The organism is Gordonia sp. 852002-51296_SCH5728562-b (genome assembly GCF_001665475.1).
In the GTDB taxonomy this organism is placed as follows: Bacteria; Actinomycetota; Actinomycetes; order Mycobacteriales; family Mycobacteriaceae; genus Gordonia; species Gordonia sputi.
The window spans coordinates 84,862-103,409 of the sequence record NZ_LZMI01000132.1; the positions used below are offsets into that span (position 1 = coordinate 84,862).

Consider the following 18,548-nt stretch of genomic DNA (forward strand, 5'->3'; position numbering starts at 1 on the left):
CTTCTCTCGGTTCACGCCATCGCTTCGGCGTCTGCGAGCCACGGGTAGCGGGCGGTGTCGGCGCCGGCGTAGTCGGGGTCGAGGTAGATGTAGCAGCGCTGGATCTGGTGGTCCCTGATCTCGAACACGTCGGTCCACCGGCCCGCGTGCGTGACACCTGCGCGCCACTCGGTGCCGTCGGAGGTCACTCCGGAGGTGATTCCCTCTGCGACGACCATGTCGTCTTCGATGATGAACTTGAGATACTCGGGGTAGTGGTGGATCTCGACGAAGAGGCCAGCGACGTCGCCGAACATCCGGGCGATCTCTTCTTTCCCTTCTGTGACACCCCATTTGGGGAAGTACACGGTGGCGTCGTCGGCGAACAAACCGAGTACGTCGCCGCCGTTGTCGAATCGCTTGAAGTACTCGATCGCGACGGACTTCCGTTGTTCTCTCGTCATTGTCTGGGTTGAAATTGTCATCGGTTCTTCCTTTCAGGGTGTGATCACGCGTGAGCGACGTGATCGGTGGCGGCGTTGATGTCGCGATTGTGTTGGGCGGCTTCGGAATGCGCTGCATGAGCGGCGCGATAGGCGAAGGCGATGATCGGGTCGAGTGTCGCGCCGCCTGCCCAGTAGGCCTGAGCGGATGCGGAGGCGACGCAGTTGCCCACACCGTACAAACCCGGGATGGGCGTCGAATTATCGTCGAGTACACGACCATTGGTGTCCGTCTTCGGACCTCCCTTGGTGTCGAGTGTGCCGCCGACGAGCAGTGCCGCGTAGTAGGGCCCCGAGTCGGAGAGCGGCCACATCGTCGGATTCGTGCGTGCCGGCTCTTCCTTGACCGCGCCGTTGAACATGAGCTGGACGGGCTTCTCTCCGCGATGGAAATCGTCGTCGACGCCGGTGTGTGCGAATGTGTTGAATCGCGCGATGGAGCTTTCAAGATTGACCAGAAAGTCCTCTGCGAGTTCAGCATTGCCGGTCTTGTCGCGATAGCGGCCGAGTCGTTCTGCGATGTTGTCGCGTAGTTCGGAGAGCGTATTCCCACGAATGACGTGCGCATCGTCGGCGCCGGGTGGAGGAATGAGGCGGCCGTACTCTGTGTCGGCACTGTTGTCCTGACTGCGCTGGTCCCAGATCTGAATCATGACCAGGTTCGGGTATTCGGCGCGCTGCGCATCCCATGTGAAGAACTCTTGCGCGAGTTCGTTGTACTGCAGCTTCTCGTTCATCGTCCGTTGGCCGTACTTGTTCACGAACAGCGTCGAATCACCTGCGACGCAGAAGCTTCCGATGAGCGATGAGGGGGTGTTCACCGCGCGTTCCAGCGAGATCGGACACATCCACCCGTAATTCATGTTTCGTGTCTGCGCTCCGGCGAATGCGGCGATTCTCACGAAATCGCCCTCGTTGGTGATCGCCGCGCACCCGGGATAGAGCGGCGCCGACAAGAAGTTGCGGCGTAGCTCGGCGTCGTGGGTGAATCCGCCGGTCGCGAAGATGACGGCTTTGCGAGCCAGCACCGAAATCGTCTCGCCGGCAGCAGATGTCGCCTGGACTCCGACAACTCTTCCGTCCTCGATGATGGTGCGTTGGACTCGGAATCCGAGCCGGATGTCGACTCCGTCTCGCACTGCGGACTCGGTCATGCTCTCGATGCTGCGTGCACCTCCGTCTGCCATCGACTCTTTCGCATCGGCGTGGATGAGTACTCGACCTTGCGGGGTCTTGTTCTCGGCGATTTCCGACCAGTAGTCGTACGCGTCGGGGACGTGGCGGTAGGGTAGTGCGCCGGGTGAGTTGAGCAATTCGGCTGCGGGGGAGGCACTTTCGTAGATGGCGCGATATGCGTCGTACTCCTCCTGTGGTACGCCGAGTGTCGGCTTGGTGGCGTCGTACATCGTTGGTCGAGACAGTCGGGCGACGAACCGCAGATAGTCCTCTTCTCGGTCGGTCAGGCCGGCTTCCCGAAGCGGACGATTGTTGGGCACCCAGTACCAGAACGCGGCTTTGCGTGCGGTGCCGCCGAGTTGATTGGCCTTCTCCAGCAGGATGACCTCGTCGCCGAGCCATCGACTGAACAGTGCTGCGGGGAGTCCGCCACCTCCGCCGCCTACGACCACGACGTCGGCGACTGCATCGGGTTTCGGTGGTGTGGTTGCGGGGGCGGCCGATTGGCGGAGTGCCGCGCGAGTGCTCGGTTGAGGATTGCTCATGGGGGTCACTTTCATATGCGAGATGTCGTGCGCAGCGTGGCTCGAAGGGGAGCTTCTCGGTCGCGCTGGCTACCGATCGAAGGTGTGACGCGCATCACCTGACGTCAGGTTTAGTTTCGGCAACGCAATAGATATTCGAAAATAATTAGGAAACTGACTTCTGCGTCAAGAATCCGACGATCGAGTCACCTTTCGCACGTGCCGCCACGGCTGCGTGTTGGCGCAACAGGTTGATCACCAGCGATACTGAGTTCATGGCACCGAGTGACATAGCGGGGGGATCGGGCGATCTCCGAACCCAGGTCGTCGCGGCGTCGATCCGCCTGTTCAGTGAGAACGGCTACGAGTCGACGACGGTCGATCAGATTGCTGTTGCCGCCGGTGTCTCGCGACGAACCCTCTTTCGACAGTTCAGATCGAAAGAGGACATGATCTTCGCCGACCACGAAGAATTGCTGACCGACGTGGCCGCACAACTCGCCGACAGTGACGACGTCGACCCTCCGACTGCGGTGTGCGTAGCGGCCGAACTTGTGTTCACGCACTTCCATAAGACCCGTGACCTGGCTGTTCGACGCATGGACGTCGTATCGACGGTGCCGACGCTGCGTGAGCGTGAGTTGGTGACGACCTATCGGTACCAGCGGGTTTTCGAGGAGCATCTGCGTAGTCGGCTGCCCGATGAGTCGCCGGTCGATATCGTCGCGTTCGCCGCGGCGATCACGTCGGCGCACAACTACCTTCTGCGCTCGATGATCCGCGGCGACGAGGACGCGACGCTTGGCCGACTGCGTCGCGACTTGGCGCGCATCCGGATGGCCCTCGGTGCCACCGGGCGGCCCGAGATCGCTGTGATCACCTTTCCCGCGGGCACGTCGGCACTGGAGATCTCACGGGCGGTCAGCGAAAAGATCGGCGCGACGATCCCCGAGTCCGCCACCTGACTCTCGTCTCTGCGGTACGGAGTGCGCGCGAGCGTCGTGCGGAGCATGGTGACGCAGTGGCCGGAACCGTCGGTGTCGACGAGCGCCGGCGTGCTCGCTTCCGCGCTCACCTCGTCGGATACGGCGATGTACCGCGTCGAAGGAGCGGCGGCGATCGCACCGAATGGGCCTGAATGATGGCACCGAGTGTCGACAACGGGCCTCTGGGGCGAGTAATATGACACTCAGTGTCGCGTTCAATTGAACGCAATATGATCCCAAAATCATGTCATCGTCGACTGAATGAGGAGGCCCTCATGGGGTATGCCAACCCCGATTTCGATCTATTCCAGCTGCCAGAAGAGCATGTCGCGCTGCGCGAAGCGATCCGGGCACTCGCGCTCAAGGAGATTGAGCCCTACGCGGCCGACGTCGATGAGCGCTCACGATTCCCCGAAGAAGCGCTGAAGGCGCTGACGGCCTCCGGGTTCAACGCGATTCACGTACCTGAGCAGTACGAGGGCCAGGGCGCTGACTCGGTGGCCGCATGCATCGTGATCGAAGAGGTGGCCCGAGTGGACGCCTCTGCTTCGCTGATCCCGGCGGTGAACAAGCTCGGCACGATGGGCCTGATCCTCAACGGATCGGAAGAGCTCAAGCAGCAGGTCCTGCCTTCCATTGCCTCCGGCGAAGACATGGCGTCGTACGCCCTGTCGGAGCGTGAGGCCGGTTCTGATGCAGCGGCAATGAAGACACGTGCGCGCAAGGACGGCGACAACTGGGTCATCAACGGCACCAAGTGCTGGATCACCAATGGTGGCAAGTCCACCTGGTACACCGTCATGGCGGTCACTGACCCCGACATGGGTGCTCACGGAATCTCGGCATTCATGGTGCACAAGGACGATCCGGGTTTCACGGTCGGGCCGCTTGAGAAGAAGCTGGGCATCAAGGGTTCGCCCACCGCGGAGCTGTATTTCGAAGACTGCACCATCCCCGCCGATCGCATCATCGGCGAGCCGGGTACCGGCTTCAAGACGGCACTCGAGACCCTCGACCACACCCGCCCGACAATCGGCGCGCAGGCCGTGGGAATCGCACAGGGTGCACTCGACCAGGCCATCGAATACACAAAGCAGCGTCGCCAGTTCGACCGCCCGATCAGCACGTTCCAGGGCGTCGAGTTCATGATCGCCGATATGGCAATGAGCATCATGGCCGCTCGCCTCATGGTCTACACCTCGGCCGCCCGCGCCGAGCGTGGTGAGAAAAACCTCGGCTTCATCAGCTCGGCGTCGAAGTGCTTTGCTTCCGACGTCGCGATGCAGGTCACCACCGACGCCGTGCAGCTGTTCGGCGGCGCAGGCTACACACGTGACTTCCCGGTCGAGCGCATGATGCGCGACGCCAAGATCACGCAGATCTACGAGGGCACCAACCAGATCCAGCGCGTCGTGATGAGCCGCGCGCTGCTGCGCTGACCTCCAATCACGCTCGGCTACAACAGAATCAACGACGACGCCCCGCTCGAGCTCTCGAGCGGGGCGTCGTCGTGTCGGTGTGGTTCAGCCTGCGTAGGCGGGCTGAAACAGCAGGTTTGCGTGCTGCGCTTTGGCGGCGTCGCGGAAGTTCTTCATGGCGCGCGGCATGTGGAAGTTGTTGGTGACGATCACCGCTCCCGTGGCACCCAACGACCTGAGCATGCGGACAGTGAACTCGGCATTCTGGACGGTCGAGGTCGACGCCGACTCGTTCACCATCTGCCACATCGGGACACCGCGATGGATCAGGCCGATGTTCATGAACTGCGCTTCGGAGATCGGTAGCCACCAGGTGTCGCCGCCGGACACGATCACGCGGTTGAACGGATGGGTGCGCGCGAGCTGGGCGCCGACGGTCATGCGCTGCTGCAGGACCGCGGGTGGCTGCCCCAACGTTCCCTGCTTTGCGCCGAGCACCACGATGTAGCGGGTGGGCGGACTCTGCCATAAGAAGACGCTGTTGGCGCTCAACAAGTCTGAGCTGCCGATATCGACACTGCCCGCGTTGATGTCGGCGTGAGCAGGAGCCGCGGCGACCACGCCGCCCGCGAGAGCTGTCGTCAGGGCCAGCAGCACCGCGGCGCTACGCAGTCGGAGATCTGTTCGTAGACGCATGCGGCCATCGTACGGAGAAGGTTGTGCGCGCTAAAGGCCACAGGGATCACTTCAGCAACAATTCTCACGAATGTAACGTTGCGGTTGGTCGTGTCGACTGGGCGTTTCGTCGTGCCGAGTGGGCGCTCGAGATTGCCGAGTGGGCGTCCTGTAGTGCCGACTGTGCGTTCGGGAGCGTCGAGTGGGCGTAGCTGGGCGTCGACCTCAATGCGCAAAACTTCGATGGATCAAATCGCGCGGTCTCTGCGTCCAAGCATCATGACTCCTTTTGATGCATCACAAGTAGATTCGCCTGAGATCGTCGAGCGCAAAGCAACGCTCAGTGTCACCGGTATCAGCGCTACTGAGTTCGATTCGACGTTCCGTCGACTCCGCGGCAGCGGATACATACTCAAGTCGACGTTGATGACGGCCCGTCAGCGCATCGTCGCGGTCGCTCAGCAGGCTCAGGGCGACGTCGTGGTCGCGGGCATGGCAGCACTGATCATGCACGGGAGTGTTTGGTATGACGAGGATTTCACCATCGAGCTGATCCGCGGCACGAGTTGCTCCGGCCGACCTGCGAAAGGGTCCGTTACTCACCGCCTCGACCTCGACCCCGCAGACATCGTGACCATTGACGGAATCAAGGTCACGAGCGTGATCAGGACGGCATTCGACATCGGCCGCATTCGGTTCGCGTCACGCGCGCTTGGATATCTCGACGCACTGGCGCGCGCGACCAACCTCGATGTCGCCGCGCTGGAAAAGTACACGGCCACGCAGAAGGGGAGGCGCAACGTGGTTCAGCTGCGGCGACTGATACCCCTGATCGACCGCCGAATCGAGTCGCCCACCGAGGCATGGCTGCTCCTGACCATTCTCGAGGGCGGACTACCGGCGCCTGACCTCCAGATCGAGGTACGCGACAGATCCGGCGAGGTCTACGCGCGCATCGACATGGGATACGAGGCACTCAAGATCGGCATCGAATACGACGGCGAACATCACACCCGGCCTGGTCAACAGGTTCGCGACGCCGAACGCCGCGCACGGCTGCTCGACGACGGATGGCTGATGATCTACGTCGACAAGGCCAAGCTCCGCGACAACCCGTACGCCGTCCTAGCTGCGATCAGGCAGGCGCTTCATCGGCGAGGTGCGTACTTCGACTAGGCCGGAGCGCCCACTCGACGCTCTCCGGCGCCCAGTCGACGTGCTCGCGCGCCCACTCGACGCTCTCCGGCGCCCAGTCGATCTCAGAGCGCGACGTACTTGACGGTCAGGTACTCCTCGATGCCCTCGGAGCCGCCCTCGCGGCCGATGCCAGACTGCTTCACGCCGCCGAAAGGTGCTGCGACGTCGGAGATGACGCCACGGTTGACGCCGACCATCCCGACGTCGAGCTTCGACGCGACGCGCATGCTGCGGTCGAGGTCGCGGGTGAAGAAGTAGCCTGCCAGGCCGTACTCGGTCGAGTTGGCTGCGGCGATCGCCTCGTCCTCGGAGTCGAAGGTGCTGATCACCGCGACGGGTCCGAAGATCTCGTCGCGGGTGACCGGTGCGTACGCGTCAACCTGATCGATCACGGTCGCGGGGTAGAAGTAACCCTTGCCCTCCGGTGCCTTGCCGCCCAGGCGAACCCGACCACCGTGTGCGACAGCACTTTCCACCGCTGCGGCGACCTTGTCGCGCTGCGCCGCGGTCACGAGCGGTCCGAGCGTCACGCCCTCCTCGTAGCCGGGGCCGAGTCGCACCGCCGACATCTTCTCGATCAGCTTGTCGGTGAACTCTTCGGCAACCCCGGACTGCACCAGAAAGCGGTTCGCCGCGGTGCAGGCCTCGCCGCCATTGCGCATCTTCGCGAGGAACGCGCCCTCGACAGCCTTGTCGACGTCGGCGTCGTCGAATACGACGAATGGTGCGTTGCCGCCGAGCTCCATCGACGTCCGCTGCACCCGCTCAGCGGCCTGTGCCATCAGATTTCGACCCACCGGCGTCGAACCGGTGAAGCTGATCTTGCGGATCCGATCGTCGGTGATGATGGCCGACGCGACGCCTCGCGCGTCCGTGGTCGGCAGCACCGACAGCACGCCCGCGGGCAGTCCTGCTTCGGCGAAGATCTCCGCCAGCGCGAGCATGGTCAGCGGTGTCTCGTGCGCGGGCTTGACCAGCATGACGTTGCCCGCAGCCAATGCCGGACCGATCTTGCGCGTGCCCATCGCCAGTGGGAAGTTCCACGGCGTGATCGCGAGCGAAGGGCCAACTGGTCCGTGGCTCACCAGGATTCGGCCGGTGCCTGCCGGCGACTGGGTGCAGCGACCGTCGATCCGGACGGCCTCTTCGGCGAACCAGCGCAGGAACTCGTTGCCGTACTTGGTCTCCGAAATGCTATCCGGCAGTGCGCGACCCAGCTCGAGCGTCATGAGCATGGCCAGGCTATCGGCGCGGTCGGCGACCAATTCGAAAGCGCTACGCAGGATCTCGCCGCGTTCACGGGCGGGCGTTGCGGCCCAGGAGTCGGCGACGGCTACGGCGCGGTCGAGTGCGTGTACGGCGTCGTCGACGCTGGCGTCGGCAACGGTGGTAAGTGCCTCCTCGGTGGCGGGGTTGATGACATCGAATGTCTTGCCGCTCTTGGCCTCGACCTCCTTGCCATCGATCCAGAGCCCGGTCGGGATTCCGTCGAGCACGGCCTGTGGGTCAAGCACCTGGGTGCTGGTCATGCGAGTTCCCTTCGTGATGACAGTGAGTCGGGGGCGATGCCTCGACGTCGAGAGAGGGGTTGCGGTCGAAGAAGCCGAATGGCTTGAGCCAGAACGACACGGTGTCGGCCGGCATCACCGGCCAGTCCTCTGGGCGGGTGATGTGATGGATTCCGAACGTGTACCACAGCACGACGTCGGTGTTCTCGATCGGCCGATTGGCCTTGGTCCACACGCCGAGTCCGGTGTCGCGTTCCGACTGATTGACGAACTCGCCTGCGGGCCAACGTTCGTCCGGGTGATTGGGGGTCACCCAGAGGGTGTGTCCCATGACGGTCGCGCGTTGGAAGATCGGCGACGCCGGGTCGAACATCGCCGGGAAGGCGCCTGTCGGAACCAGCTTGTACGCGGGATTCAGGCCGAGTGCCGTTGTCTTGTTGGGATTGGCGATCTTCCACGATTTCTGCGTCGCGAAGTTGGGGTCCTGCATACCCTCTGACTCGGTGAGCAGCGGCGTATTCTGTTGCACCAGGCCGAGACCGAGCGGATTGTCGGGGCCCATCGGCTCGACGACAGTCTCGCTGGCGTAGACCGTGTTGTCGGAGCCGTCGATGTCGAGATCCATTCGCGCAACGAGGAAATGCTGGTGGAACGGAGCGTACGTGCGGTTATCGACCGTCGTGCCGTGCGGATTCGACGTCACGCCGGGCGGCATCGGTGTGGTCACCATGATGCCGGTGGCCCGTACCTCGCATTCGATGTTGCCGTCCTGATAGAAGCGCCAGTAGACGAGGTACTCGTAATTGGCAACCGTGACATGGAAACTCACCGTCAACCGACGCATACGACGCACCTCTGCGCCTGCGTCGTGATCGACGTGCTTCCACAGCACGGCGTTGTCTTCCTCGTGGATGCAGATCGCGTTCGTGATGGTGTACGGCTCACCGGCGCTGTTGTGCAGCGTGGCGTCGAGGTATCGGATCTCGCCGAGACAGTCGCAACCAAGCTCGAGCGACGTCGTCATGAAGCCGAGGCCCCACTCGCCGATATCGAAAGCCGTTCGGCGGTAATGATCCTCGCTCGGATCACGATAGGGGACGACCATCTCCGCGAACGAGAGACGATGCGCGATCTTGCGTACCTGTCCACCGTCGTCGTAGGTGACGGTGTGCAGGGTCATGCCCTCGCGATAGTTGAAACCCACACGCAGCGACCACTTCTGCCACGTGAGCTTGTTTCCTTCGAGCGTGAACGACGGCCCGTCGGGCTGGGTGATCTCCAGTGGTTTGAGCTCAGGCCGGTTGAAAGTGTCCCGAATGCGTTGCGGGATATGGCGAGGAACGTACTCGCCCATCACCTCCGGCTGGTCGAAACCGCCGGTGTCCTCGATGCGCAGTAGTTCCATCGTGTTCACGTCGATCACACAGTGCAGCCCCGACACCGGGTTCGCATACGGGTTGGAGCCCTCACTGTTGCGCACCCAGGTGTCCGACCAGCCGAGGCGTCGACCGCGGTACTCCTCGGGGATGACCGCGCCACCGTAGGTCCACGTATCCATGAAAACGCCGTCCAGATCGGTGATCCCGCGTCGAGCCAACGCCGCCTGGACGTCGGGGTGAGCACGCAGGACGCGGTCGCACTCCTCGAACTCGTCGACCGTGAAGTTCGCCTGGACGTCGGGAATCAGTTCGAACGAGTCGACGCTGTCACCCGAGATCGACACGAACGACTTGTAGGTCGTGTTCTCGCCACTGTTGAAACAGACCACCACCGCGCGACGCGGCGGAAGCGTGCCGTCGGCGTCGAATGCGGCGAGTTCGGTCTTCGTCGGCTCCGCGAGTTCGATCGACGCATAGCGCCAGCCGTCGCCGACACCCTGCTCGCTACCGAGTAGGGCTGTGACGGAACGGAATTCGTCGGCGGTCAGCGGATCGAGGGGATGCGGTTGATCCAGGGGATGCGGGGACACGACTCTCCTTAGTGGTCGAGCAATTGACGATTCGGCAGGTCAGGCGTTGTCCTTGAGTGCCTGGCACAGCACCGCCAGACCATCGCGCAGCAGGTCGTCGCCGATGACCAGCGGTGGCAACAGGCGTAGCACGTTGCCGTAGGTGCCGCAGGTCAACGCGACGACACCCTGGGCGAGAGCCGCCTTGGCCACCGCGGCGGTGAGGTCGGGATTGGGTTCACGAGTCGGGGATCCGTCTTCGGCGGGCGTGACCAGTTCGACGGCGATCATCGCGCCGCGACCGCGGATGTCACCGATCACGGGCAGGCCTGCACCGTCGAGTTCGTCCTTGGTGGCCGAGAGCGTCTCGGTGATGATTGTCTCGATGTGTCGCGCCCGGCCACACAGGTCGAGCGATTCCATCTGGTCGATGGCGGCCAACGCCGCGGCGCACGCAACGGGATTGCCGCCGTAGGTGCCGCCGAGTCCGCCGCCGTGCACCGTGTCCATGATGTCGGCGCGGCCGGTGACTGCGGACAGTGGCATTCCGCCGGCAATGCCCTTCGCCATCGTGATGAGGTCGGGCGTGACGCCCTCCTGCTCACACGCGAACCACGTTCCGGTACGGGCGAATCCGGCTTGCACCTCGTCGGCGACGAACAGCACGCGGTGCATCGTGCACCACTCGGCCAGCGTCGAGAGGAATCCCGGTGCGGGAACGATGAATCCACCCTCGCCCTGGATCGGTTCGATGACGATCGCGGCGGTGGTCTCGGCACCGACCTGCTTCTCGATCATCGAGATCGCGCGTTTGGCCGCGGCCACACCGTCGCTGCCGAGTTCGTCGCGGTACGGATAGCTCATCGGCATCCGGTACACCTCGGGCGCGAACGGCCCGAAGTTGCGCTTGTACGGCATGCTCTTGGCCGTCATCGCCATCGTCAGGTTGGTGCGCCCGTGGTAGGCGTGATCGAACGCGATGACCGCGTTGCGTCGCGTCGACAGCCGGGCGATCTTGACCGCGTTTTCGACGGCCTCGGCGCCCGAATTGAACAGCACGGTGCGCTTCTCGAAGTCGCCGGGGGTGATCTCGTTGAGCTTCTCGGCGACGGCAATGTAGCCCTCGTACGGCGTCACCATGAAGCAGGTGTGCGTGAAGTGCGCGGCCTGCTCGGCGACTGCCGCCGCCACGGCGGAGTTGCTCGCGCCGACGGATGTGACGGCGATTCCGGAGCCGAGGTCGATCAGCGAGTTGCCGTCGACGTCGACGATCACTCCGCCGTCGGCGTCGGCCGCGAAGACGGGAACGCTGGAGCCGACGCCCGCGGCGACGGCACCCAGTCGGCGTTGCCCGATCTCCATCGAGCGTGGGCCGGGCAGTTCGCTGACCAGCTTCCGCTCCTGGGGCAGCCGGTAGACGATGTCGGTTGCTGTGGTCATGGACACCAGTGTTCGCCTGCGGGCCCCACCTGCGGACCTGACAAGTTGTACAGCGATCTGACGTTGCACTGCCACAATGTCCAGTTGGCGGTTACGGTGGGTGGGTGACCACCGTTCGATGGCTGATGGCCCAGCGTCGACTCGAACTCTCGCTGCGCGCCGGGGCCGACGGCCTCGACCGCGAGCTCGACTGTGCGGTCAGCTCTGAACTCGTGAGCACCGCCGACTGGTTGCAGGGCGGCGAGGTGCTGCTGACCACCGGTATGCGACTGAACGACGACGACGACGTCGCGCAGCGCGAGTTCGTACGCAGCCTCCACGCCGTCGGTGCCGCCGCGATCGGATTCGGTGTCGGCCTCGGATTCGACGAGGTGCCCGCGGGTATGCTCGTAGCCGCCGACGAGTTCGGTCTCCCGCTGTTCGAGGTTCCGCTCGCGATACCGTTCTCGGCGATCACGCGGGCGGTCCTCGATCAGATCGCCGCGCAACGGTCGGCACGGCTGGTGTCAGCGACGCGCGCGCAACCTCGGATGACCAGGGCGGCAACGGTATCGGGATCAAAGGGGCTCGTGCGCGAGCTCGCCGATGCGGTCGGTCAGCGAGTGATCTTGTTCGACGCCGGGCACACCCCGGTTGCCGAGGCGCCGGGAAAGGCGAATTCCGTTGAGCTCGAACAGCTTCGCTCGATTGTGGTACGTGACCCGGCATCGGCGGGTGCCGTCCGCGTGACCGACGATTCGGTGCTCACCGTCGCGCGAGTCGGTTCGGGGGCAACGACCTTCGGGCATCTCGGCGTCATCGGGTCGAGTCCACTCGACGACGTCGGCCGCATGCTGATCGGCCACGCCGTCTCGCTGCTCGTCATCGAATATGCCAAGCCGCAAGAGGTTCGACGCGACGTCGGCGAACTCCAGGGCGAAGTGCTCGCGCTCGCCATGGACCGCCACGTCGGGGAGCGATCGCGCGAAATGCTGCTCCGGGCAGCCGATCCCGAGGGTCGGGTACGTGCGGTGGTGTTCCGTTTCGAGAGTGTCGACGACGCACAGCACGGTGCTCGACGCCTCGCCGTCGAGTTCGAGCGGCGGTGGCGACCGGTGTTCGTGCACCGGTGCGACAACGAACTCGTCGGCCTGATCCGCGGCGACGATCACGTCCAATTCGCCACCGGGCTCCTCGGAATACTCAGTGCGACGGGCGCCGTGCGTGGCGGCTTGGGGCCGTCGGTTCCGGTCGACGACGTCGCCGACTCCGTACGTCAGGCCCGCCTCTCGTGTCGGTCGGCAGCGGCAGGTCAACTACTCGACCTCTACGACCTCCGCTCGCTACTCGCGAGCGACACCGTGCGAGAAGTGTTGCGCGACAGCTACGCCGAGCGCATCGCCCCGCTTGTCGCCTACGACGCCGCGAACGCCGGACATCTGCAGCAAAGTCTGCTCGCGTACCTCGAGGCCAATGGCAACTGGGGTGCCGCCGCGAGCGCACTCGGCGTGCATCGGCACACCCTGCGCGGCCGTATCGAGCGTGTCGAGGACATGCTCGCCGTCGACCTCGGCGACGCTCGCACCCGCGCCGAACTGCTGCTGACCCTGCTGAGCGAGAGCGCGTGAGCGCCCGCCGCCCTTGGCTTCCCGTCGTCCTCGCGACGTTGCTGCTGGCGACGGCATGCACCGACGGCGGCTCGAATCCGGCGCAAGGTTCCGGGACGACCGCGAGTGCGGGGACGTCCGCCGGGACGGGAACGACCGGCAGCACAGGAACAACCGTCAGCGCTGCCTACGCCAACCTCGGCGACAGCTACAGCGCGGGAACGGGAGTGCGCCCGCTCGTCGAGGATTCGCCGCTGCAGTGCCAGCGGTCGTCGTCGAACTTCGCACACGTGCTCGCCCAACGACGCGGGCTTGCCCTCGACGATGTCAGTTGCGCGGGCGCGACGACGTCGGATTTCTTTGCGGCACAATACTTTGGCGTCGATCCGCAGCTCGACGCGCTCGGGGAGGGTACGCGGATCGTGACGCTGATGATCGGTGGCAACGACGGTGACATCTTCTCCGGCACCATCGCCGACTGCGGGGAGGTGGCCGCCGACGACCCGACCGGTGCGCCATGCCGCGCCCGATACGGCGACAGCATCGTGCGCAGGGTGCGGACCAACACCTATCCGGCACTGGTGAAAGCGCTGCGCGCCGTTGCCGACCGAGCCCCGAAAGCGCGCGTGCTCGTCGTCGGATATCCGTGGATTCTGCCTCCGACGACAGGCTGCTATCCGACGATGCGCATTGCCGCGGGCGACGTCGCGTACATCCACGACCTGCAAGCAACGCTCAACGAGACTGTGGCGCGAGCAGCCACCGAGACCGGGGCGACGTTCGTCGACATGTCGACGGTCTCCGAGGGTCACGACGCCTGCCGGCCCGAGGGCGTGCGCTGGATAGAACCGCAGGTCGGGTCGTCGGCTCCGATTACGGTGCACCCCAACGTCGACGGCCAGCGCGCCATCGCCGACCAGGTCGGCGCCGCGTTGGGCCGGTAAACCACCCGACGGGCGGGCGGTGCACAACTATCCACAGTCAGCCGCGCATCCACAGCATCGCCCGGGCGGCGACGTCACCGCCGACACACCGCGATCGGCGCGAGACGCTATGGTCCGTGACCGGACTCGAGCACGACGACCAGTGGCGCGGCGTCTTCTCCTGGGCTGAACTGACTCGCCGCGACTTCAGCCAGGCGCAGGTACGGCGGCTGGTCGATGCGGGCGACCTGCGCCTCCTGCGTCGAGGCTGGTACGCCACCTCGTACGCCGACCCGACGGTTGTTTCCGCGGTGAGCGCGGGCGGAGTCTGCACCTGTGTCAGCGCGCTCGACCTCCACGGAGTGTGGGTTGCCCCGCTCGGCGATCTCGTCCACGTCCGCGGTCGCAAAGTCGCCGCGCGCGGATCTGCCGGCACACACCACGCGTGCACTCGCTACGGACGGGCGCCACGGGAGGTCTACCCGCTCGATGACGTGGCCACGGCTCTGCAGTACGCGGTCCGCTGCCTCAACGAAGAGGGAATCGTCGCCGCGTGCGATTCCGTGCTGCACCAGGGGCTTCTCGAGTTCACTGACCTGCAGGCGCTGTTCTCGTCGATGCCCGTCCGGATCAGGCGACTCCTCGACAGGTGCGCTGACTGTCTCGACTCCGGGGCCGAGTCCATCTTCGGATTCCGCCTGACCACGCTGGGGATCGCGTTCGAGAGTCAGGTGGAGATTCCCGGGATCGGCCGGGTCGACTTCTTGATCGGTAAGCGGCTGATCGTGGAAGTCGACAGCGTCGCCTACCACGACAAATCGCAGGAGCAACGGGAGAAGGACCGGGTCAGAGACGAGACCGCTCACCGCCTTGGCTACATCCCGTGGCGGATCTCGTACAAGCGGCTCATGTTCACGTGGGACGAAGTGGTCGACACGCTTCTCGCGATGATCCGCAGGCGCGATCACCTCAAATCGCTGGCCGAGCCGCCCGAGCTGACGCGCCAGGCGGCCGATTCCGGCACCGACCACGCCCTCGGCTACTGGGACGACCCCGACTTCGCGGGATGCTGAACATGCGCGCAGTCCGCAGCGGAGGGGTACGTACACAACTGTGACGTCAGCGGGACGCCGCGACAATTATTGTCGTGGCCTCGCGCTGGCGACCGGATTGTGTACGCAGTACCCGCGCCGCGGCGCCCGCAGCCGCAGCGGATTCGGGCGCCGCGCGCGCCCGATCCGCGCCGCGATCCGAGTGCGTAAGCGGCCTGAGCAGGGCGAATTGTCGCCGATCGTTGCGGTTTGGAACACTGTAGGCCGTGAGGAGTTCCGCTGAGGTCGCAGCCCGTTCCGCTGAATTGTTCCGTCGGGCCCAGGATGCGACGCCCGGTGGGGTCAATTCGCCCGTGCGCGCGTTCTCGGCGGTCGGCGGCACTCCGCGTTTCATCGCCTCGGCGAAGGGCTGTCATCTGACGGACGTCGATGGCAACGACTACGTCGATCTCGTTTCGTCCTGGGGTCCGATGATCCTCGGGCACGCGCATCCCGCAGTTGTGGAGGCAGTGCAGAAGACGGCAGCGCATGGTCTTTCCTTCGGTGCGCCGACCGAGGGCGAAATCGAACTCGCCGAAGAGATCATCGACCGCGTCGACCCGGTCGAGCGTGTTCGCCTGGTCAATTCGGGTACCGAGGCGACGATGTCGGCGATCCGCCTCGCGCGCGGCGCCACCGGACGCTCGAAGATCATCAAGTTCTCCGGCTGCTACCACGGTCACGTCGACGCGCTGCTCGCCGACGCTGGCTCCGGAATCGCGACGCTCGGCCTCCCCACGACGCCCGGTGTCACCGGGGCGTCGGCACACGACACCATCGTCCTGCCCTACAACAATCTCGACGCCGTGGCCGAAGCGTTCGCCACCTACGGCGACGAGATCGCGGCCGTGATCACCGAAGCTGCGGCAGGCAACATGGGTGCTGTCGCCCCTGTCGACGGCTTCAACGCCGGCCTGCGCGATCTCACCCGACGCCACGGTGCGCTCTTCATCATCGACGAGGTCATGACGGGTTTCCGCGTCAGCCCCGCCGGGTGGTACGGCCTCGAGGGTGTTGCCGCCGACCTCTACACCTTCGGCAAGGTGATGAGCGGGGGACTGCCCGCCGCGGCGTTCGGCGGTCGCACCGACATCATGGAGAACCTCGCACCCACCGGGCCCGTCTACCAAGCGGGCACGCTCAGCGGTAACCCGGTCGCCGTCGCCGCCGGACTCGCGACTCTCCGCAACGCCGACGCCGACGTCTACACCGCGCTCGACGCCAACGCCAACCGCCTGGCCTCCCTGTTCGCCGAGGCGCTCACCGACGCGGGCGTCGGTCACCGGGTGCAGCTGGCGGGCAACCTGCTCAGTGTGTTCTTCACCTCCGACCCCGCGACGCCGATCACCGACTACGCCGCCGTCAAAAACACCGAGACCTGGCGTTTCGCACCCTTCTTCCACGCGCTGCTCGACGCGGGCGTGTACGCACCGCCGAGCGCATTCGAAGCCTGGTTTGTCTCTGCGGCGCTGGACGAGGATGCTTTTGGTCGAATCGCTGACGCGCTGCCGGCCGCAGCCCGCGCTGCAGCGCACGCCACGCAATCGGGGGAGTCCGACTGATGCACACGATCGTCCACATGATGCGCCACGGAGAGGTGCACAACCCGGACGGCATCCTCTACGGCCGCCTGCCCGGATTCCGCCTCTCGCCGACCGGCCGCGCTCAGGCGGAGAAGGTCGCGGGCACGCTCGCCGACCACGACATCACCGCGGTCTTCGCTTCCCCGCTGCAGCGGGCCCAGGAGACCGCCACCCCGATCGCCGCAGCGCACGGACTGCCGATCTTCACCAACGATCAACTCATCGAGGCCGACAACGTCTTCGAAGGCCTCAAGGTCTCCGTCGGCGACGGCGCGCTGAGCAAGCCCCGACACTGGGTCAAGCTGCGCGACCCATTCACCCCGTCGTGGGGAGAGCCCTACATCCAGCTCGCGCATCGCATGCTCGCCGCCGCCAACAAGGCGCGCGACGCCGCCCGCGGCCACGAGGCGGTCTGCGTCAGCCACCAACTTCCCGTCTATACCCTCCGACGCTTCCTCGAAGGTCAGCGTCTCTGGCACGACCCCCGTCGTCGGCAATGCTCACTGGCCTCGCTGACCAGCCTCATCTACGACGACGACGCCCTCGTCGACATCATCTACTCCGAACCCGCCGGGCATTCCGACCCGCTCGCGACCGGGGCATGAGCCGGATCTGACACATGCGCAGTAAGACCTTCACCGCAGTCCTGTTCGCCGTGCTGATGACGCTCGGCGTGCTGCTCAGCGGCTGCAGCGGAGGCAACGACGCCGTCGCACAGGGCGACACCTTTCAATTCGTGTCGCCGGGTGGGAAGACGTCGATCACCTACCCCGAGTCCGAGCGCAAGCCGATCGCAGATCTCATCGGCCCCGACCTCGTGGCCGACAAGCAGATCGACGTCGACAAGGACTTCGCAGGCAAGGTCACGGTGATCAACGTGTGGGGTTCGTGGTGCGGACCGTGTCGCGCGGAGGCCGACGACCTCGAGACCGTGTATGAGCAGAACAAGGACAACGGCGTCGCCTTCGTCGGTATCAACCTGCGCGACGATCGGCAGTCGGCCAAGGACTTCGTCGCCGACCGCAAGGTCGGGTACCCCTCGATCTACGACTTCGACGGCGCGACGCTCGCCTCGATGACAACCCCCACCTCGGTCGTCCCGACTACCGTCGTCCTCGACCGGCAGCACCGTCCGGCCGCGGTCTACCTGCGGACCGTAAGCGCGGAGGAACTCGGCGCGATGGTCAAGAAGGTCGCCGCCGAAGACTCCGGAAAGCAGCCGTGAGCGGCATGGGACAAACCTTCGCCGACACGGTCACCAGCGGTCCGCTGCTGCTGGCTATGGCCGCGTGCGTGATCGCCGGACTCGTCTCGTTCGCATCCCCATGCGTCGTGCCACTCGTCCCCGGCTACCTCTCGTACCTGGCAGGCCTCGTCGGGGCGGAGGCGCCCGCGGTGACGGTCGGCGAGTCGCCCAAACGCGGACGCTCACGGGTGGCGATCGCCGCAGCCCTCTTCGTCCTCGGTTTCACCGTCGTCTTTGTTGCCGCGACGGCAACGGTCCTCGGCATCACGAGCACCGTGATCGTCAATCACGATGTGCTGCAACGCATTGGCGGGGTGGTGACGATCGTGATGGGTCTCGTCTTCATCGGGCTCGTCCCGATGATGCAGCGCGAGTTCCGCTTCGCGCCGCGCAACGTGTCGAACATCGTCGGAGCGCCACTGCTCGGCGCGGTCTTCGCACTCGGCTGGACCCCGTGCCTCGGTCCGACACTTGCCGCGGTCATCGCCACCGCGAGTGGGACGCAGGGCGCGACGGCGGTCAAGGGCGTGGCGCTGATCATCGCGTACTGCGCGGGCCTTGGCATTCCGTTCGTCATCCTCGCGTTCTCGTCCGCGTGGGCGCTGCGCAGCCTCGGCTGGCTGCGCACGCACGCACGACTCATCCAGATCTTCGGCGGCATCATGCTGATCGCGGTCGGAGTGGCTCTCGTCACCGGCTGGTGGGATCAGTTCATCGTGTGGGTCCGCGACGCTTTCATCTCCGACACCGAACTTCCGGTATAGA

Annotated in this window: 17 protein-coding genes; 11 read left to right on the plus strand and 6 right to left on the minus strand. The window is 65.1% G+C overall.

Annotated features, from left to right (window positions below):
• Positions 1 to 11: 11 nt before the first annotated feature.
• Together A5766_RS22305 and A5766_RS22310 are read right to left on the minus strand one after the other, a co-directional pair.
• Positions 12 to 464 (minus strand): nuclear transport factor 2 family protein, encoded by a 453-nt coding sequence (locus A5766_RS22305; RefSeq protein WP_005204636.1) that lies wholly within the window; start codon positions 462 to 464, stop codon positions 12 to 14.
• 23 nt (positions 465 to 487) lie between these two features.
• Positions 488 to 2,203: an FAD-dependent oxidoreductase gene (locus tag A5766_RS22310; RefSeq protein ID WP_005204635.1), complete on the minus strand. Its 1,716-nt coding sequence runs from the start codon at positions 2,201 to 2,203 to the stop codon at positions 488 to 490.
• A 254-nt stretch (positions 2,204 to 2,457) separates the two neighbouring features.
• Between A5766_RS22310 and A5766_RS22315 the strand changes: the two genes are divergently transcribed.
• From A5766_RS22315 to A5766_RS22320, 3 genes are all read left to right on the plus strand, one after another.
• The gene (locus tag A5766_RS22315; RefSeq protein WP_039855107.1) at positions 2,458 to 3,147 is read left to right on the plus strand and encodes a TetR/AcrR family transcriptional regulator; all 690 of its coding nucleotides are present in this window, start codon (positions 2,458 to 2,460) and stop codon (positions 3,145 to 3,147) included.
• Between the two features lie 48 nt (positions 3,148 to 3,195).
• A complete protein-coding gene (locus A5766_RS25390) occupies positions 3,196 to 3,324 on the plus strand; it encodes a hypothetical protein (protein WP_269449461.1) in 129 nt (42 codons plus the stop codon).
• Between the two features lie 119 nt (positions 3,325 to 3,443).
• A complete protein-coding gene (locus A5766_RS22320) occupies positions 3,444 to 4,607 on the plus strand; it encodes an acyl-CoA dehydrogenase (protein WP_064906459.1) in 1,164 nt (387 codons plus the stop codon).
• An 84-nt stretch (positions 4,608 to 4,691) separates the two neighbouring features.
• Here the strand turns inward: A5766_RS22320 and A5766_RS22325 are convergent, their stop codons facing one another.
• Positions 4,692 to 5,282, minus strand: a complete 591-nt coding sequence (locus tag A5766_RS22325; protein ID WP_005204632.1) for a YdcF family protein — start codon at positions 5,280 to 5,282, stop codon at positions 4,692 to 4,694.
• A 258-nt stretch (positions 5,283 to 5,540) separates the two neighbouring features.
• On the opposite strand from A5766_RS22325, the gene A5766_RS22330 reads away from it, so the two are divergent.
• Entirely contained in the window at positions 5,541 to 6,437 is an 897-nt protein-coding gene (locus A5766_RS22330; RefSeq protein ID WP_005204630.1) for an endonuclease domain-containing protein, read from the plus strand.
• A gap of 83 nt (positions 6,438 to 6,520) precedes the next feature.
• Here the strand turns inward: A5766_RS22330 and A5766_RS22335 are convergent, their stop codons facing one another.
• From A5766_RS22335 to gabT, 3 genes are read right to left on the minus strand one after another with little or no spacing between them, the layout of a single operon-like run.
• Entirely contained in the window at positions 6,521 to 7,987 is a 1,467-nt protein-coding gene (locus A5766_RS22335; RefSeq protein WP_064906462.1) for an NAD-dependent succinate-semialdehyde dehydrogenase, read from the minus strand.
• Positions 7,965 to 9,935, minus strand: a complete 1,971-nt coding sequence (locus A5766_RS22340) for a primary-amine oxidase (protein ID WP_197501587.1) — start codon at positions 9,933 to 9,935, stop codon at positions 7,965 to 7,967. Before A5766_RS22340 ends, A5766_RS22335 begins: the two co-directional genes overlap by 23 nt.
• 39 nt (positions 9,936 to 9,974) lie before the next feature.
• Entirely contained in the window at positions 9,975 to 11,354 is a 1,380-nt protein-coding gene (gene gabT / locus A5766_RS22345; RefSeq protein WP_064862873.1) for a 4-aminobutyrate--2-oxoglutarate transaminase, read from the minus strand.
• 104 nt (positions 11,355 to 11,458) lie between these two features.
• Here gabT and A5766_RS22350 point away from each other — a divergent pair, with 104 nt between their 5' ends.
• The 7 genes from A5766_RS22350 (at position 11,459) to A5766_RS22380 (ending at position 18,547) form a co-directional block, all read left to right on the plus strand.
• Positions 11,459 to 12,961 carry a PucR family transcriptional regulator gene (locus A5766_RS22350; RefSeq protein ID WP_197501589.1) on the plus strand — a complete coding sequence of 501 codons (1,503 nt, stop codon included), beginning with the start codon at positions 11,459 to 11,461 and terminating at the stop codon, positions 12,959 to 12,961.
• Positions 12,958 to 13,884, plus strand: coding sequence for an SGNH/GDSL hydrolase family protein (locus A5766_RS22355; protein WP_064906466.1), 927 nt, complete (start codon positions 12,958 to 12,960; stop codon positions 13,882 to 13,884). Before A5766_RS22350 ends, A5766_RS22355 begins: the two co-directional genes overlap by 4 nt.
• Before the next feature lie 116 nt (positions 13,885 to 14,000).
• Complete coding sequence (locus A5766_RS22360) at positions 14,001 to 14,936, plus strand: type IV toxin-antitoxin system AbiEi family antitoxin domain-containing protein (protein WP_064906468.1); 936 nt, start codon at positions 14,001 to 14,003, stop codon at positions 14,934 to 14,936.
• A gap of 245 nt (positions 14,937 to 15,181) precedes the next feature.
• Positions 15,182 to 16,516, plus strand: coding sequence for a glutamate-1-semialdehyde 2,1-aminomutase (hemL, locus tag A5766_RS22365; RefSeq protein WP_005208478.1), 1,335 nt, complete (start codon positions 15,182 to 15,184; stop codon positions 16,514 to 16,516).
• The gene (locus A5766_RS22370) at positions 16,516 to 17,142 is read left to right on the plus strand and encodes a histidine phosphatase family protein (RefSeq protein ID WP_005208480.1); all 627 of its coding nucleotides are present in this window, start codon (positions 16,516 to 16,518) and stop codon (positions 17,140 to 17,142) included. Before hemL ends, A5766_RS22370 begins: the two co-directional genes overlap by 1 nt.
• Before the next feature lie 14 nt (positions 17,143 to 17,156).
• On the plus strand, positions 17,157 to 17,762 hold the full coding sequence (locus A5766_RS22375) for a TlpA disulfide reductase family protein (RefSeq protein ID WP_064862878.1): 606 nt from the start codon (positions 17,157 to 17,159) through the stop codon (positions 17,760 to 17,762).
• A 5-nt stretch (positions 17,763 to 17,767) separates the two neighbouring features.
• The gene (locus tag A5766_RS22380; protein ID WP_064862879.1) at positions 17,768 to 18,547 is read left to right on the plus strand and encodes a cytochrome c biogenesis CcdA family protein; all 780 of its coding nucleotides are present in this window, start codon (positions 17,768 to 17,770) and stop codon (positions 18,545 to 18,547) included.
• Position 18,548: the final 1 nt, after the last annotated feature.

Excerpts from the sequence above, each read along its gene's own strand:
- A5766_RS22305 (WP_005204636.1), bottom strand. The coding sequence starts at position 464 with ATGACAATTTCAACCCAGACAATGACGAGAGAACAACGGAAGTCCGTC.
- A5766_RS22310 (WP_005204635.1), bottom strand. The coding sequence starts at position 2,203 with ATGAGCAATCCTCAACCGAGCACTCGCGCGGCACTCCGCCAATCGGCC.
- A5766_RS22315 (WP_039855107.1), top strand. The coding sequence starts at position 2,458 with ATGGCACCGAGTGACATAGCGGGGGGATCGGGCGATCTCCGAACCCAG.
- A5766_RS22320 (WP_064906459.1), top strand. The coding sequence starts at position 3,444 with ATGGGGTATGCCAACCCCGATTTCGATCTATTCCAGCTGCCAGAAGAG.
- A5766_RS22325 (WP_005204632.1), bottom strand. The coding sequence starts at position 5,282 with ATGCGTCTACGAACAGATCTCCGACTGCGTAGCGCCGCGGTGCTGCTG.
- A5766_RS22330 (WP_005204630.1), top strand. The coding sequence starts at position 5,541 with ATGACTCCTTTTGATGCATCACAAGTAGATTCGCCTGAGATCGTCGAG.
- A5766_RS22335 (WP_064906462.1), bottom strand. The coding sequence starts at position 7,987 with ATGACCAGCACCCAGGTGCTTGACCCACAGGCCGTGCTCGACGGAATC.
- gabT (WP_064862873.1), bottom strand. The coding sequence starts at position 11,354 with ATGACCACAGCAACCGACATCGTCTACCGGCTGCCCCAGGAGCGGAAG.
- A5766_RS22370 (WP_005208480.1), top strand. The coding sequence starts at position 16,516 with ATGCACACGATCGTCCACATGATGCGCCACGGAGAGGTGCACAACCCG.
- A5766_RS22375 (WP_064862878.1), top strand. The coding sequence starts at position 17,157 with ATGCGCAGTAAGACCTTCACCGCAGTCCTGTTCGCCGTGCTGATGACG.
- A5766_RS22380 (WP_064862879.1), top strand. The coding sequence starts at position 17,768 with ATGGGACAAACCTTCGCCGACACGGTCACCAGCGGTCCGCTGCTGCTG.